This window comes from Polaribacter sp. Hel1_85, from assembly GCF_000766795.1.
Taxonomy (GTDB): domain Bacteria; phylum Bacteroidota; class Bacteroidia; order Flavobacteriales; family Flavobacteriaceae; genus Polaribacter.
This window is the reverse complement of record NZ_JPDS01000002.1, coordinates 541,902-557,351: the sequence shown is the minus strand read 5'-3', so window position 1 is coordinate 557,351 and position 15,450 is coordinate 541,902. Positions and strand designations below refer to the sequence as shown.

The following is a 15,450-nucleotide window of genomic DNA, read 5'->3' as shown; positions in this document are numbered from 1 at the left end:
CATTAGTACTTTTGTTGAACCAAACAAAATACTATAAATTATGTTTTTACAAATTTTACCACCAGACAACGTTGCAACAGCACAATCAATCTTTGAAAGCCAATTAGTACCTGTACTTTTAGGTTTAGCAGTTTCAGTTTTTGTTATTATAAGAATTGCCAAGTTTTTAAGTAAAATAAAGGTGAATAGAAAACCAAGTTATACTTCAAGAACTGCATAAATTAAAAAAAGGTTTAATAGGTAACCTTTAGAGTTTTTTAACAAAAACCTATTTTATTTTCTTCATATTTGCTTTCTGTTTACTTTTATAAAGTAATGTTTAATATTGAATCTTAATTTATTATTTTTATAGATAATTTATTATTGATTTTAATTTACTCAGAATGAAAATATATCCAATAGAGACTGGTAATTTTAAGTTAGATGGAGGGGCAATGTTTGGTGTTGTTCCTAAAACTATTTGGCAAAAAACAAACCCAGCAGACAATAATAATTTAATAGATATGAGCATGCGAAGTATGCTTATTGAAGATGGAAATCGTTTAATTCTTATTGATACTGGTTTAGGAGCCAAACAATCTAATAAATTTTTTAGTTATTACTATCTTTTTGGAGATTTCTCTTTAGATACTTCATTAGCAAAACATGGTTTTCATAGAGATGATATTACAGATGTTTTCTTAACACATTTACATTTTGATCATTGTGGAGGAGCTATCGAATACAATTCTGATAGAACTTTTTTACAACCTGCTTTTAAGAATGCAAAATTTTGGTCTAATGATAAACATTGGAAATGGGCAACAGAACCAAATGCAAGAGAAAAAGCATCCTTTTTAAAGGAAAATATCAATCCTATTAAAGAAAGCGGACAATTAAATTTTATTCATAGCAATTACAAAGATCAAATTGGTTTTGATATCCTTTTTATGGATGGTCATACAGAGAAACAAATGTTACCTATGTTATCTTACCAAGGAAAAACCATCGTTTTTATGGCAGACTTATTACCAACTATTGGTCATATTCCTTTGCCATATGTTATGGGTTATGATACAAGGCCTTTGTTAACGATTAAAGAAAAAGCAGCATTTTTAAACCAAGCTGCAGATAAGGATTATTACCTTTTTTTAGAACATGATGCTTACAATGAACTTTGTACAGTTCAACATACAGAAAAAGGGGTTAGATTAAAAAACACACATAAATTTTTAGATATATTTAATTAAGATAAGAGAGATTATGAGAATTTTAAAACCAATTTTATACACAGCAGTTGCTGGGTTAGTTTTTTCTAGTTGTAAGTCTATTTCTAGCCTTCCAGTTCCTCAAGGTTCGGATGTAGCAATAATAGCTGTAGCTAAAAAGGCGCCATTAACAGATGAACAAAAAAATAACTGGGGACATTTAGATTTAATAAAAGACTCTATTCCTGGAATGTCAGTAGACAAAGCATACAATTTCTTAAAAGGAAAAAAGAGTGTAGAGGTTGTTGTTGGTGTTGTAGATTCTGGAACAGATTTGGGTCATGAAGATTTAAAAGATGTTGCTTGGGTTAATAAAAATGAAGTTGCAGGAAACGGAATTGATGATGACAAGAATGGTTATGTAGATGATATTAATGGATGGAACTTTTTAGGAGATGCTTATAAAGAAAACTTAGAAGCTGCTAGAATTTTACACAATCCATCTTTAGAAAGTGCTGAGATTGTTGCAGAAATTAAAGCAGCACACGAAAAGAATGTTGCAAATGCTGGAAAAACAAAAATTAGATTCGAGCAAATGCTAAGTGGAGTAAAAGGAGCAGATGAAAGTTTAGCAAAGCACCTTGGTAAAAAAGACTATACTGCTAAAGACGTAGAAGCAATAACAACTGAAGATGCTTCATTATTACAAAGTGTTGCAGTTGCAAAACAAATGTATAGTTTTGGTTTATCTTCTTTAGGTCAAGCACAAACAGAAATTAAAAAACAATTAGATAAGTCAATTGCTTTATTAAATAATGAGTATACAAATTATAGAAAAGGAGACAATCCTGAAGATATTAATGATTCTCCAGGTTATGGAAATGGAAATCCAGGGGTTTCTATTAAAAGTGAAGCTCATGGGTCTCATGTTTCTGGAATTATTGGAGCATCAAGAAATAATGGAAAAGGAATGAATGGTGTAGCAGATAATGTAAAAATTATGGCTGTACGTTCTGTGCCTGATGGAGATGAGTATGATAAAGATGTTGCTTTAGGTTTACGTTATGCTGTAGATAATGGAGCAAAAGTAATTAATACTAGTTTTGGTAAAGGATATTCTCCTCATAAAGAATGGGTGTATGAAGCAATTCAATATGCAGCAAAACATGATGTATTAATTATAAATGCAGCTGGTAATGATGGTAAGAATATTGATGTAGAAAGAACATATCCTAATGATTCTAAAGATTTATTAACTGAGGTTTCTGATAATGTATTAACTATTGGAGCAATGAGTGCAAATTATAACGAAAATTTACCAGCTGGTTTTTCTAATTATGGTAAAAAGAATGTAGATATTTTTGCTCCAGGTGTAAAAGTTTATTCTACTACACCAGAAAATGAATATAAACACTTTAGTGGAACATCAATGGCTGCACCATCAACAGTAGGAGTAGCTGCTTTAATACGTTCTTATTATCCAAAATTATCTGCAAGTCAGGTAAAACACATTATTATGAACTCTGGAACTAAAATTAATTTACAAGTTACAAAACCAGGTTCTAAATCTAGAGAAAACCCAGAAGGAGAAAAAGTTCCTTTTGCAGATTTATCAGTTTCTGGTAGAGTTGTAAATGCTTACAATGCCTTAATAATGGCAGAAAGAATTGTAAGTAGAAAATAATAATTATTTAAACCAGCAATTTTTTAATTGCTGGTTTTTTATGAACTTTAATCAACGTAAAATGAGAAAAATATTTTTATTAGGATTATCAATTATTGCATTAATTTCTTGTAAAGTTACTAAAGAAGCAACTTTTGTAGCTAAAGAAACATATTGGCAGCAACATGTAGATTATACAATGGATGTTGATGTAGATATAGAAAAATATCAATATAAAGGAAAACAAACATTAGTATACACTAATAATTCTCCAGATAAACTAGATAAGGTATTTTATCATTTATATTTTAATGCATTTCAACCGGGTTCTCAAATGGATATTAGGTCCTTAAATATTAAAGATCCTAGTAAGAAAATTGGAGATAGAATTAGTAAATTAAAGCCTAATGAAATAGGTTATATAAAAGTAAATTCTTTAAAGCAAAATGGCGTTGCTGTTGCTCATGAAACTGTGGGTACAATTTTAGAAGTAAAATTAAATCAACCTATAAAAGCAGGAGAAACTGTAACTTTAGAAATGAATTTTGATGCGCAAGTACCTGTTCAAATTCGTCGTTCTGGAAGAGAAAATAAAGAAGGAATTGCATTATCAATGTCTCAATGGTATCCTAAATTAGCAGAATACGATTTTCAAGGTTGGCATACCCCACCTTATATTGCAAGAGAATTTCAAGGTGTTTGGGGAGATTTTGATGTAACTATTCATATTGATAAAAACTATACAATTGGTGGGTCAGGTTACTTACAAAATCCACAAGAAATAGGTCATGGTTATCAAGATGTTTCTAAAGATTTAAACTTGCCAAATGGCGATAAATTGACATGGCATTTTAAAGCGCCAAAAGTGCACGATTTTATGTGGGCAGCTGATGATGAATACAATCACGATGTTTTAAAAATGGAAAACGGAATAGATTTACATTTTTTATATAAGAAAAATCTAGAAGAAAAATATTTAAAAAACTGGAAAGATTTACAACCTAAAACAGCTGAATTAATGACCTATTTTAGCGAAAACATTGGTCAATATCCATATAAACAATATTCTGTAATACAAGGAGGAGATGGAGGTATGGAATATGCAATGTCTACTTTAATTACCGGAAAACGTAAGTTTAGTAGTCTTTTTGGAGTAACTGCACATGAAATGGCACACACTTGGTTTCAATTTTTATTAGCATCTAACGAAAGTTTACATCCTTGGATGGATGAAGGTTTTACAAGTTATATTTCTACTAAAGCTTCTTATGAAATCATGAAAAAAGGTGATAAAAATCCAAATGCTGGTCCTTATAAAGGATATAATAGAATGGTGAAATCTGGCGCAGAAGAAGTGCTTACAACTCATGCAGACAGGTATCATACAAATAGAGGTTATAGTTTTGCGAGTTATGGAAAAGGAAGTATGTTTTTATCACAATTAGAATATGTAATTGGTGCAGAAAATGTTGCTAACGGACTAAAAAAATACTTTACTGATTTTAGTTTTAAACACCCAACACCAAATGATGTAATTCGTTCTATGGAAAAAGTTTCTGGTATTCATTTAGGATGGTATTTAAATGAATGGACACAAACCTTACACACTATAGATTATGGTATAAAATCTGTTGTAGGAAATAAAATTACCTTAGAAAGAATTAGCCAGATGCCAATGCCAATAGATGTTGAGGTTACTTATTTTGATGGCAGTAAAGAGAGTTTTAATATTCCTCTAGAAATAATGAGAGGTAGCAAGCCAACAATAGCAACAATTTTAAAAGATTGGGGTTGGGCTTATCCTACGTATTCTTTTAACGTTTCTAAAAAAGTAAAATCTGTTGCTATCGATAAAAGCCTTTTAATGGCTGATGTTAATTTAGAAAACAATTTTTTTGAAGTGAAATAAATTATAAGTTTAGATGAAAAAAAGCGAGGTGAAAACTTCGCTTTTTTGGTTTAATGAATTAAACTGTCAATTTTTTCATTAGGAATAAAACCTTTTAGCATTAAAAATACACCACAAACAATTAGTATAATTCCCATAATTCTTTTTAAACGGTAAATTACCAAATGTGTCATTTTGTTTTTTAGCTGTTTTGCTAAAAGTATTTTTCCTAAATCTGTTACTGAATAACCTAATATGATGGTTGCAAAATACCAAAAAATTGCGTTTTCATTCATTTTTAAAGTAGGTCCAATCACAAGAACAGTACCCAACCAAAAAGCTAAAACACCAACATTTATAAAGTTTAAAAAGTAGCCTTTTAAAAAAAGTTTCACATAATTACTTTTAATTGGCACATCAATAATTTCGGCAGATTCTAAGGCTTCTTTTTTGTTTTGCCTATCAAAATAAGTAATGAGTCCGTAAATTATTAAAACTAAGCCACCTATAAAGAATAAACGAGGATCATCTTTAATTTTTTCTAATAAAGATCTACTTCCATAATAAGCGATTAAGATAAAAGTTACATCACCTAAAATAACACCTAAATCAAAGGCAATTGCAGCTCTAGCGCCTTTTAAAATACTGGTTTGTATCAGCATAAAAAAAACAGGGCCTATCATAAAAGCCATGAAAAAACCTATAAGAAAAGCATTTTTAAAGTCGTAAAAATCCATAGTATAAAAATACTGCTTTTTAATTTAAGGGTAAAAAGAAAGGATGGAAAAACCATCCTTTGTAAATAAAATATTATTGTGAAATTTGTTTACACATCATCAAAATCAACAACAATTTTTGCTGTTGTTGGATGGGCTTGACAAGCTAAAACAAAGCCTTCTTTAATTTCATCATCCGTTAAAATTGAGTTTTTTACCATAACTGCTTTTCCTTCTGTAACTTTACACAAGCAAGAGCTACAAACTCCACCTTGACAAGAGTAAGGTGCATCTAAATTATTACGTAAACTTGCAGCTAAAATATCATCTGTTTGTTGCATTATAAAGGTGGTTTCTTCATCATCTAACAAAACAGTTATTTCAGTGGTTCCTTCTTTAACTTCTGCAGCAGCTTCTTCATCAACCGAAGCAGTAAATAACTCGAAATGAATATTTTCTTTAGGAATATTGTTACTTTCTAAAGTTCTAGAAACTTCTTGTATCATTTCTTCAGGACCACATAAAAAAGCTTCATTAAAAGAAGTTTCTTTATACATGTTCTTTACAAAATAATTAGTTACGTTTTGATCAATTCTACCTCTTAATTCATTTTTTACATTTTCTCTACTAAAGATAAAGTGTAAGTTTAAGTTTTTAGGAAACGATTCTTTTAAACCTTTTAATTCACTAAGAAAAATAGTGTCAGCTTCAGATTTGTTTCCATAAACTAAAGTAAATGTTGAAGAAGGTTCGGTTTCTAAAACCGTTTTTACCATCGATAAAAGTGGTGTTATTCCAGAACCAGCAGCAAAACCAATATAGTTTTTGTTTGCTTCAGGATTTAAAATAAAACGCCCTTCTGGAGCAGAAATTTCTATTTCATCATCAACTTTTAAATCTGAAGTTGCATACACAGAAAATGTTCCGTTTTCTACAGCTTTTATAGCGACTCTTAAATCTTCACTTTTTTGAGTAGAGCAAATAGAATATGCTCTTCTTATTTCTTTTCCGTTTAATTCTTTTTGCAGTGTAATATACTGTCCTGCAGTAAAATTAAACTCAGATTTTAGATTTTCGGGTATGTTAAATAAAACAGAAACCGCATTTGCGGTTTCTTGTTTAATCTCTTTTATGGTTACTTTTTTAAATGTTTCCATTAAATGTATTTTATACCAAATTATTTGCTACTAAATATTCGGCAATTTGAACTGTGTTTGTAGCTGCACCTTTACGTAAGTTATCTGCAACAATCCACAAATTTAAGGTATTTTCTTGAGATTCATCCCTTCTAATTCTACCAACAAACACTTCGTCTTTATTATGTGCATTAATTGGCATTGGGTATACATTATTTGCTAAATCATCTTCAACAATTACACCAGGAGTTTCAGATAAAATTTTACGAACTTCTGCTAAATCAAAATCATTTTCAAACTGAACATTTACAGCTTCAGAGTGTCCACCAGCAGTAGGAATTCTAACAGCAGTTGCAGTTACAGAAAAAGAATCATCACGTAATATTTTCTTTGGTTCTTTAACCAATTTCATCTCTTCCTTTGTGTATCCATTTTCTAAAAAAACATCACAATGAGGTAATGCATTTCTTCCAATTTTATGAGGATACGCCATTTCGCCTTCAATACCAGCTTCTTCATTATCTAATTGTTGAACTGCTTTTACACCAGTACCAGAAACAGATTGGTAGGTAGAAATTACTAAACGCTTCATTTTATATTTTAAATGTAAAGGAGCTAAAGCCATTACTAACTGAATTGTAGAACAGTTTGGATTTGCAATAATTTTATCATCTGCAGTTAAAACATCTCCATTAATTTCTGGAACTACCAATTTCTTAGTTGGATCCATTCTCCAAGCAGAAGAATTATCAATAACAGTAGTGCCCACTTCAGCAAATTTAGGAGCCCATTCTAAAGAAGTATCTCCACCTGCAGAAAATAAAGCTACATCTGGTTTCATTTTTACTGCCTCTTCTAGAGTAACTACTGTATAATCTTTTCCTTTATAAGATAGTTTCTTACCAGCAGATCTTGCAGATGCAACAGGTATTAATTCTGTGATAGGTAAATTACGTTCTTCTAAGACTTGTAACATTACTGTTCCAACCATTCCAGTTGCTCCAACTACAGCTATTTTCATCAGTATTTATATTTATTGATATTAATTATGGTACAAAGATGCTAACAAATTATATACCCACCATTTTTTTGATAAATATTTACCAAAATAATTTCTATTGTTTAAATTTTAACAAGTTGATATAATTTTCGTAAAAAGAAAAACCTTTCAGCTTTTAAAAACTGAAAGGTTTTATTATTATTAAATATTTAAAAGTATACTCTGATGGACTTATATTTATTAAAAGGAACGTAGACTTTTAGATTAACTAATGTTTATAAATATGGTAGAATACCATAGCTAGATTCTAACATTCCAACAGCAAGCATTGCTATAATACAGATTACAAGTATACTTAGAGGAATAATCCATTTATCTACAAAAGATAATGTTTTAGGTCTTTCTTTATCTCCTATTAATCCATTATTATCTAAAAACATGGCTAAAGCCCAAGCTAGTACTGGGTTTGTTACCATGGCTGTAAAAATACATATTCCAGCAGCCTGAGAACAAGAACTTTTCTTAACCATTTGAATTCCAGCTTCAATCATAGGTAAAAATACACCAACTAATAAAGCTATAGATCTTACAGGAGGCCAAACAGCAACGTCCATAGGAGTTCCCAAAATAGCAACAGCCATAACCATTATTCCTAAAAGAATAGCTCCTGCAGGTATTGGTCTTTTTGCAATTGCAGCAGGAATCATATAAGTTCCCCAAGATGAAGTAATATTACCTCCACCAACGGCTGTACCTACCATTTGGCGGATAGAACACATTGTCATAGTATCATCAACATCCATTAATACTTTTTCTGTTTTTTTAGGGTAATTCATTTCCTGAAAAATACGATGGCCTAAAAAATCTGGTGACCACATTGCTACAGCTAAAATAGCAAAAGGTAATGAAGCTATAAAATGTTGTGAGTTTGGTAGACCAAGCATCCACCCTTCTTCGGTGCTTCCCCACCAATATGCGGGATTAAGATTTGGTAATCCCATTTCAGTTGTAAATTGAAGGTCAAAACTAGCTCCACCAATTAAGGCAATTATTAAAGCAGTAATTGCACAGGCAGGAATAGCTAACCAACGTTTTTCTATTCTAGCTAAATAACTATATAAAACTACTGTAATTGCTAAAATAACTAAGCCTAGATACCCCATAGAACCAACTTCAATTGTTGAAGATTCTAAACCCATACTCCAATTTTGAATGGTTTTAATTTGAACTAAAGCGCCAGAAAACCCTAAGAAAATTAATAAGCCTCCGGCAACTCCTTTACTAGTTAAGTTTACTAATCGAGAACCACCTTTAACAAAACTGAGTATTAGTCCAAAAACACCAATTAAAATAGCCAATGCTAAAGGATGAGCACCTGCTAAGGCGATACTTGCAATAAGAGGAATCATTGGTCCATGATTTCCTGCTAAATTTGCCTTTGGATTAAAAAAACCAGAAGCTAAAATTACAAACAAAAGTGCTGGTATTAACATCTCTACTCGAGATACCTCGATGGCAAATTCTTTACCAAGGGTTACATGATCCCAAGCTTCAGTTAAACCATCTGCCCAAGCCATCATAACAGATGAGTACATTGCAATAATACCAAGTGTTCCAGCAAAAGCAGGAACTAAATCTTCCCATTCAAATCTAAAATCTCTTCCTGGAAGATTTAATTTATATCTTCTAGGTTTCATGATTTGTAATTCATGATCTAAATATTCTGATCGATTCTCAAATTCTGAAGCGGGTCTATGTTGTTCTTTATAAGTTTTCATACTATAGTCTTTTTGGGAGCTAAATTTGTTTCTTAATTAAATTCTTGTTGAAAGTTACTCTTATAATTAAATATTTAATACATTATTTTTTTTACAAGGAAAGCTCTAAGAATCTTGTATAATGGAAAAAATACTTTCTTTAAATGTTGGCTGAATTTATTGAATTAAGAACAAGGTTAGTTAATTTTTACTTTTTTGAAATAGTTACTTAAAATATCTGATGCTTGTTGTAATTCTTCTTTTGTGTTTTCTCTAGCGTCTTTCAATTCATATTTCCAACCTAAAGCTTCCCATTTATGGATGCCTAGTTTATGGTAAGGTTGTAATTCTATTTGTTCTATTGTTTTATAATCTTTGAAATAGTTTCCTAATTGATGTAGCAATTCTGGGGTGTTAGTTATTCCTGGGATTAAAACATAACGCAACCACATTTTTTTACCAGAAGCTTCTCTATGTTTTGCAAAATTGAATGTAGTTTCTATATTTCTTTTACCAGTAATATGTTGAAAACCTTCTTCAGTCATGTGCTTAACATCTAGCATTATTAAATCTGCATAATTATCTAATAATTCAATAACTGGATGATTTAACATACGTCCATTAGTATCAATATTAGTGTTAATTCCTTCTTCTTTTAAGCGTTTAAAAAACGGAATTAAATTAGTTGCTTGTAATAGTGGTTCTCCACCAGAAACGGTAATACCACCTTTATCACCATAATACCCTTTCATTTTAATGGCTCTTTGAACCAAGTCTTCGATATGATGTTCCTCGCCTCCATGAGTGTCTATAGTATCTGGATTATGACAATACAGGCATTTTAATTTACAACCTTGTAAAAAAATAACTGTTCTAATTCCTGGTCCATCATGAGTTCCAAAAGACTCAATAGAATGAATGTTTAATATGTTTTTTGAAGTTTTAATAACGTATAAGTTTAAATGAATAAAAAAAGGGATTCGAAAAAATAAAATTAGTACTTTCTTAAAAAGTAGGCTCTAAAAAGAGTCAATTTTATTTTTTGAATCCCCTATAAAATACATAAAAAGGACTACATAGATTCGTGGAACGAACGTGAAATTACTTCCATTTGTTGTTCTTTAGTTAATTTTATGAAATTAACTGCGTATCCAGAAACTCTAATTGTTAATTGAGGGTGATTTTCTGGATGCTCCATTGCATCTATTAAAGTTTCTCTATCGAATACATTTACATTAAGGTGTTGTGCACCATTTTCAAAGTATCCTGTCAAGGTAGCTGCTAAATTGTCTATTCTTTCTTCTTCTGTAGATCCTAATGATTTAGGTACAATAGAGAATGTATTAGAAATTCCGTCTTGAGAATCTTTATAATCTATTTTTGCTACAGAGTTTAAAGAAGCAATAGCACCATTTGTGTCACGCCCATGCATTGGGTTTGCACCTGGAGCAAAAGCAACACCTAAAGCTCTACCATCTGGTGTTGCACCAGTTTTCTTACCATAAACAACGTTAGACGTAATTGTTAACACAGACATTGTTGGTTCTGCATCTTTATAAACTTTTAATTTTTTTAATTCATTATTAAAGTCTTCAACACCATTGTGAGCAAAAATATCTACTCTATCATCATCATTTCCATATTTAGGGAATTCTCCTTCAATTTTAAAGTCTACAGTTAAACCTTCTTCATTTCTAATAGGTTTTACTTTTGCGTATTTAATTGCTGATAAAGAATCTGCTACAATTGATAAGCCAGCGATACCATAAGCGATATTAATTTGTGGGTTTGTATCAATTAAAGCCATTTGAGCTTTTTCGTAGTAGTATTTATCATGCATGTAATGAATAATGTTCATTGCATCATTGTAAACACGAGCTACTTGTTTCATAGCTACTTTAAAATTCCCCATTACTTTATCGAAGTCTAAATATTCGCTGTTATCAGCTTCAATTCCATCAACCATCTGAGTTCCTGTGATTTCACATTTACCTCCATTAACAGCTAATAATAAAGTTTTAGCTAAGTTTGTTCTTGCTCCGAAAAACTGAATTTGTTTTCCAATTTCTTGATAAGAAACACAACAAGCAATTCCATAATCATCAGAACCTCTTGATGTTCTCATTAAATCATCATTTTCAAATTGAATAGATGAAGTATCAATTGCTACTTTTGCACAGAATTTTTTAAAGTTTGCTGGCAATAAAGGCGACCATAAAACAGTAATATTTGGTTCTGGTGATGGGCCTAAGTTGTATAAAGTATGTAAGAAACGGAAAGCAGTTTTTGTAACTTTAGAACGTCCATCGTTTAACATACCACCAATTGCTTCAGTTACCCAAGTTGGGTCTCCCGCAAAAATATCATCATAAGCAGCCATTCTTAAGTGACGCACCATTCTTAGTTTCATCACAAACTGATCTATATATTCTTGTGCTTCAACCTCAGTAATTGTTCCATTCTGTAAATCTCTTTCAATATAAATATCTAAGAAAGTAGAAACATTACCTAAAGACATTGCAGCTCCATCTTGTTCTTTTACAGCAGCTAAATAAGCCATATAAGTCCATTGTACTGCTTCTTGAGCAGTTTCTGCAGGTCTATTTAATTCTAAATTGTAATGATTACCCATTACAATCATGTCTTTTAATGCTTTAATTTGTTCAGAAACTTCTTCTCTTAAACGAATAACAGCATCTGTCATTGGTCCTTCAATATTTGCTAAATCGTATTTTTTAACAGCAATTAACTTGTCAATTCCGTATAAAGCTACACGTCTATAATCACCAATTATTCTACCACGAGCATAATTATCTGGCAATCCTGTTAAGAAACCTAAAGATCTAAATTTCTTGATTTCTGCATTATAAGCAGAAAATACACCATCATTATGTGATTTTACATATTTAGTGAATAATGTATTCACTTCTTCACTTGGTTCTAAACCTTGTTCTTGTAATGCTTTTTGAACTACTTTGTAACCTCCAAAAGGTTTCATAGCTCTTTTTAAAAGTGAATCAGTTTGTAAACCAACAATTGTTTCATTTTCTTTGTCGATGTAACCAGCTTCAAAATTAGAAATTGCAGAAATAGTTTCTGTATCAATAGAGTGTACTCCACCATTTTCTCTTTCTATTTGAGTCTCTCTTATACAAACTTCCCAAAGTTTTTGAGTTTTTTCACTTGCACCAACTAAAAATTGGTCATCTCCATAATAAGAAACGATGTTTTTTACAACGAAATCTCTAACATTGATTGATGTATTCCAAGCTCCCTTGTTAAATGCTGCTTTTTGTGGTTTTTCTAAGATTATTTCTTGTACTTCCATTATATAATTTATTTTTTATGTATTTATGTAATCCTCATTAACGCTACAAATCTACTTCTGAAGTATTTTTCAAAATATGATAAATATTAGTTTTTGAAAATATTTAAGAAAACGTTGTAGTTATTTTTAGGTTGATAATCAGGTAGATAAAAAGGGTTGTTTTTAAGAATTCAATTTTAAAAATTAATTACATTTGCAAAAATATTTAGTTTAACCTAATTAGTATAGTATGCAACTGTACAATAAGTTAAGCGCAATAGAACGCGCTGCATTAATTGATGAAGCTGGCAAAGACCGCCTCACAATATCATTCTATCAATATTATAAGATAGAAAACCCACAATTATTTAGAGATAAGTTATTCCTAGAATGGAACGCTTTAGATGTACTTGGTAGAATTTATGTTTCTTACGAAGGCATCAATGCTCAATTATCTGTTCCTTCAGAAAACTTTTATACTTTAAAAGATCAATTAGATAGTATTTCTTTTTTGAAGGATATTCGTTTAAATGTTGCTGTAGAACACGATAATAAATCATTTTTAAAACTAAAAGTAAAAGTTAGAAACAAAATTGTTGCTGATGGTTTAAATGATGCAACTTTTGATGTTACTGCCAAAGGAGTTCATTTAAACGCAAAGGAATTCAACGAAATGTTGGCAAATCCTGATACAGTTTGTGTGGATATGCGTAATCATTATGAAAGTGAAATTGGGCACTTTGATGGTGCTGTTACTCCAGATGTAGATACATTTAGAGATTCTTTAGATATTATTGAAGAAGATTTAAAAGATAATAAAGAAGATAAAAATTTATTGATGTATTGTACAGGTGGAATTCGTTGCGAAAAAGCATCAGCCTATTACAAGCACAAAGGATTTAAAAATGTTTTTCAGCTTGAAGGTGGAATTATAGAATACACTCGTCAGGTAAAAACAGAAGGAATAGAAAATAAGTTTATTGGTAAAAACTTTGTTTTCGATCATAGAAGAGCAGAACGTATTACAGATGATGTGGTTTCTAATTGTCACCAATGTGGAAAAGCCTGTGATGAACATACAAATTGTGCAAATGAAGCGTGCCATCTATTATTTATTCAATGTGATGAATGTTCAGAAGCTACAGAGAACACCTGTTCTACAGATTGTCAAGAAGTAATTCAATTGTCTTTTGAGGAGCAAAAAGAATTAAGAAAAGGAAAAGGAAATAGTAATAAGATATTTAAAAAAGGACGTTCAGAAGTTCTAAAATTCAAAAAGTAAAATCATGCAAAAAATCGAATTAATGGCGCCAGCAGGAAACTTTGAAAGTTTACAAGCTGCCCTAGATAATGGTTGTGATTCTATTTATTTTGGAGTAGAACAACTTAATATGAGAGCAAGAGCTTCTATCAATTTTACTTTAGATGATTTAGAAGAAATTTCTAGAAGATGTTCAGAAAAAAATGTTAGAACTTATCTTACATTAAATACCATTGTTTATGATCATGATTTATTAATTGTAAAAACATTGATAAAAAGAGCAAAAGCAGCAAATATAACTGCTGTAATTGCAATGGATCAAGCTGTAATTTCTATGGCAAGAGAACAGCAAATGGAAGTTCATATTTCTACACAAATCAATATTACAAATATTGAAACAGTAAAGTTTTATGCGCTTTTTGCAGATACAATTGTTTTGAGTAGAGAGTTGAGTTTGCGTCAAGTAAAAAAGATTACAGAAGCTATTGAGAAACATCAAATAAAAGGACCTTCTGGAAGATTGGTGGAAATTGAAATTTTTGGTCACGGAGCTTTGTGTATGGCAGTTTCTGGCAAATGTTATATGAGTTTACATTCTGCAAATTCATCAGCAAACAGAGGAGCTTGCAAACAAAATTGTCGAAAAAAATATACAGTTATAGATCAAGAAACTGGGTTTGAAATGGAGTTGGATAATGAATATATTATGTCTCCAAAAGATTTATGTACCATCGATTTTTTAGACCAAGTTGCAGATGCAGGAATTAAAGTTTTAAAGATAGAAGGTAGGGGTAGGGCGCCAGAATATGTTGCAAAAGTAATTAAATGTTACAGAGATGCCATTGATAGTTTAGCTAATGGAACTTACGATAAAGAAAAAGTAATATCTTGGATGCAAGAATTAGAGAAAGTTTATAATCGTGGTTTTTGGAACGGATATTATTTAGGTCAAAAATTAGGAGAATGGAGTAAAGAATCTGGATCTCATGCAACACAAAAGAAAGTCTATTTAGGTAAAGGAGAACACTATTTTGACAAAGCAAAAATTGGTCAATTTAAAATTGATGCCTACGACGTAAATATTGGCGATACAATTCTAATTACTGGGCCAACAACAGGAGCTCAAGAAATGGAATTGAAGCAAATGTTTGTAAATGACAAACCTTCAGAAAAAGCTACAAAAGGAGATGAGGTTACCATGAAATTAGACTTCAAAATTAGAAGATCTGATAAATTATATAAGATTGTTAAAACTGAATTTGCTGAGAACTAATGGTTGTAATTACGTTGCAAAGAAATAAATGTATTGGTTGTAATTACTGTGTTGAGGTTGCTCCAAGTCAGTTTCAAATGTCTAAAAAAGACGGAAAATCAGTGTTGTTGCATTCCACAGAAAAGAAAGGTTTTTTTACGATAAAATCTTTTGATGAATCTATTTTTGAATCTTCTAATGAAGCAAAAAAAGTGTGTCCTGTTAATATAATAGAAGTGAAGCAAATTTAAGAAATACATAAATTTAATATAGAAAGATCTCA

The 15,450-nt window shown here is 30.8% G+C and carries 13 protein-coding genes; 7 read left to right on the top strand and 6 right to left on the bottom strand.

Annotated features, from left to right (window positions below; genetic code table 11):
* Positions 1–40: 40 nt before the first annotated feature.
* The 4 genes from PHEL85_RS09700 to PHEL85_RS09685 all read left to right on the top strand — a co-directional run bounded on the left by PHEL85_RS09700 (position 41) and on the right by PHEL85_RS09685 (position 4,759).
* Positions 41–220 (top strand): hypothetical protein, encoded by a 180-nt coding sequence (locus PHEL85_RS09700; RefSeq protein ID WP_036824515.1) that lies wholly within the window; start codon positions 41–43, stop codon positions 218–220.
* A 163-nt stretch (positions 221–383) separates the two neighbouring features.
* On the top strand, positions 384–1,229 hold the full coding sequence (locus PHEL85_RS09695; RefSeq protein ID WP_036824513.1) for an MBL fold metallo-hydrolase: 846 nt from the start codon (positions 384–386) through the stop codon (positions 1,227–1,229).
* Between the two features lie 13 nt (positions 1,230–1,242).
* Entirely contained in the window at positions 1,243–2,871 is a 1,629-nt protein-coding gene (locus PHEL85_RS09690; protein ID WP_036824512.1) for a S8 family peptidase, read from the top strand.
* 61 nt (positions 2,872–2,932) lie between these two features.
* Positions 2,933–4,759 (top strand): M1 family metallopeptidase, encoded by a 1,827-nt coding sequence (locus PHEL85_RS09685; protein WP_036824509.1) that lies wholly within the window; start codon positions 2,933–2,935, stop codon positions 4,757–4,759.
* A gap of 50 nt (positions 4,760–4,809) precedes the next feature.
* Here PHEL85_RS09685 and PHEL85_RS09680 read toward each other — a convergent pair whose 3' ends face one another.
* The 6 genes from PHEL85_RS09680 to pflB all read right to left on the bottom strand — a co-directional run bounded on the left by PHEL85_RS09680 (position 4,810) and on the right by pflB (position 12,675).
* Positions 4,810–5,475 carry a LysE family translocator gene (locus PHEL85_RS09680; protein WP_036824507.1) on the bottom strand — a complete coding sequence of 222 codons (666 nt, stop codon included), beginning with the start codon at positions 5,473–5,475 and terminating at the stop codon, positions 4,810–4,812.
* Between the two features lie 89 nt (positions 5,476–5,564).
* Complete coding sequence (locus PHEL85_RS09675; protein ID WP_036824504.1) at positions 5,565–6,611, bottom strand: ferredoxin--NADP reductase; 1,047 nt, start codon at positions 6,609–6,611, stop codon at positions 5,565–5,567.
* Between the two features lie 10 nt (positions 6,612–6,621).
* Positions 6,622–7,611, bottom strand: a complete 990-nt coding sequence (locus tag PHEL85_RS09670) for an aspartate-semialdehyde dehydrogenase (RefSeq protein ID WP_036824501.1) — start codon at positions 7,609–7,611, stop codon at positions 6,622–6,624.
* A gap of 254 nt (positions 7,612–7,865) precedes the next feature.
* The gene (locus PHEL85_RS09665; protein ID WP_036824499.1) at positions 7,866–9,368 is read right to left on the bottom strand and encodes a DUF3360 family protein; all 1,503 of its coding nucleotides are present in this window, start codon (positions 9,366–9,368) and stop codon (positions 7,866–7,868) included.
* A gap of 176 nt (positions 9,369–9,544) precedes the next feature.
* Entirely contained in the window at positions 9,545–10,258 is a 714-nt protein-coding gene (gene pflA, locus PHEL85_RS09660; RefSeq protein ID WP_262501561.1) for a pyruvate formate-lyase-activating protein, read from the bottom strand.
* Between the two features lie 161 nt (positions 10,259–10,419).
* The gene (pflB, locus tag PHEL85_RS09655; RefSeq protein WP_036824492.1) at positions 10,420–12,675 is read right to left on the bottom strand and encodes a formate C-acetyltransferase; all 2,256 of its coding nucleotides are present in this window, start codon (positions 12,673–12,675) and stop codon (positions 10,420–10,422) included.
* A gap of 229 nt (positions 12,676–12,904) precedes the next feature.
* Here pflB and PHEL85_RS09650 point away from each other — a divergent pair, with 229 nt between their 5' ends.
* Genes PHEL85_RS09650 through PHEL85_RS09640 form a run of 3 tightly spaced genes read left to right on the top strand, consistent with a single transcriptional unit; the run spans position 12,905 to position 15,418 of the window.
* Positions 12,905–13,936: a rhodanese-related sulfurtransferase gene (locus PHEL85_RS09650; RefSeq protein WP_036824489.1), complete on the top strand. Its 1,032-nt coding sequence runs from the start codon at positions 12,905–12,907 to the stop codon at positions 13,934–13,936.
* A 4-nt stretch (positions 13,937–13,940) separates the two neighbouring features.
* Entirely contained in the window at positions 13,941–15,188 is a 1,248-nt protein-coding gene (locus PHEL85_RS09645; protein WP_036824487.1) for a peptidase U32 family protein, read from the top strand.
* Entirely contained in the window at positions 15,188–15,418 is a 231-nt protein-coding gene (locus PHEL85_RS09640) for a ferredoxin (protein ID WP_036824485.1), read from the top strand. The genes PHEL85_RS09645 and PHEL85_RS09640 overlap by 1 nt, the downstream gene beginning before the upstream one ends.
* Positions 15,419–15,450: the final 32 nt, after the last annotated feature.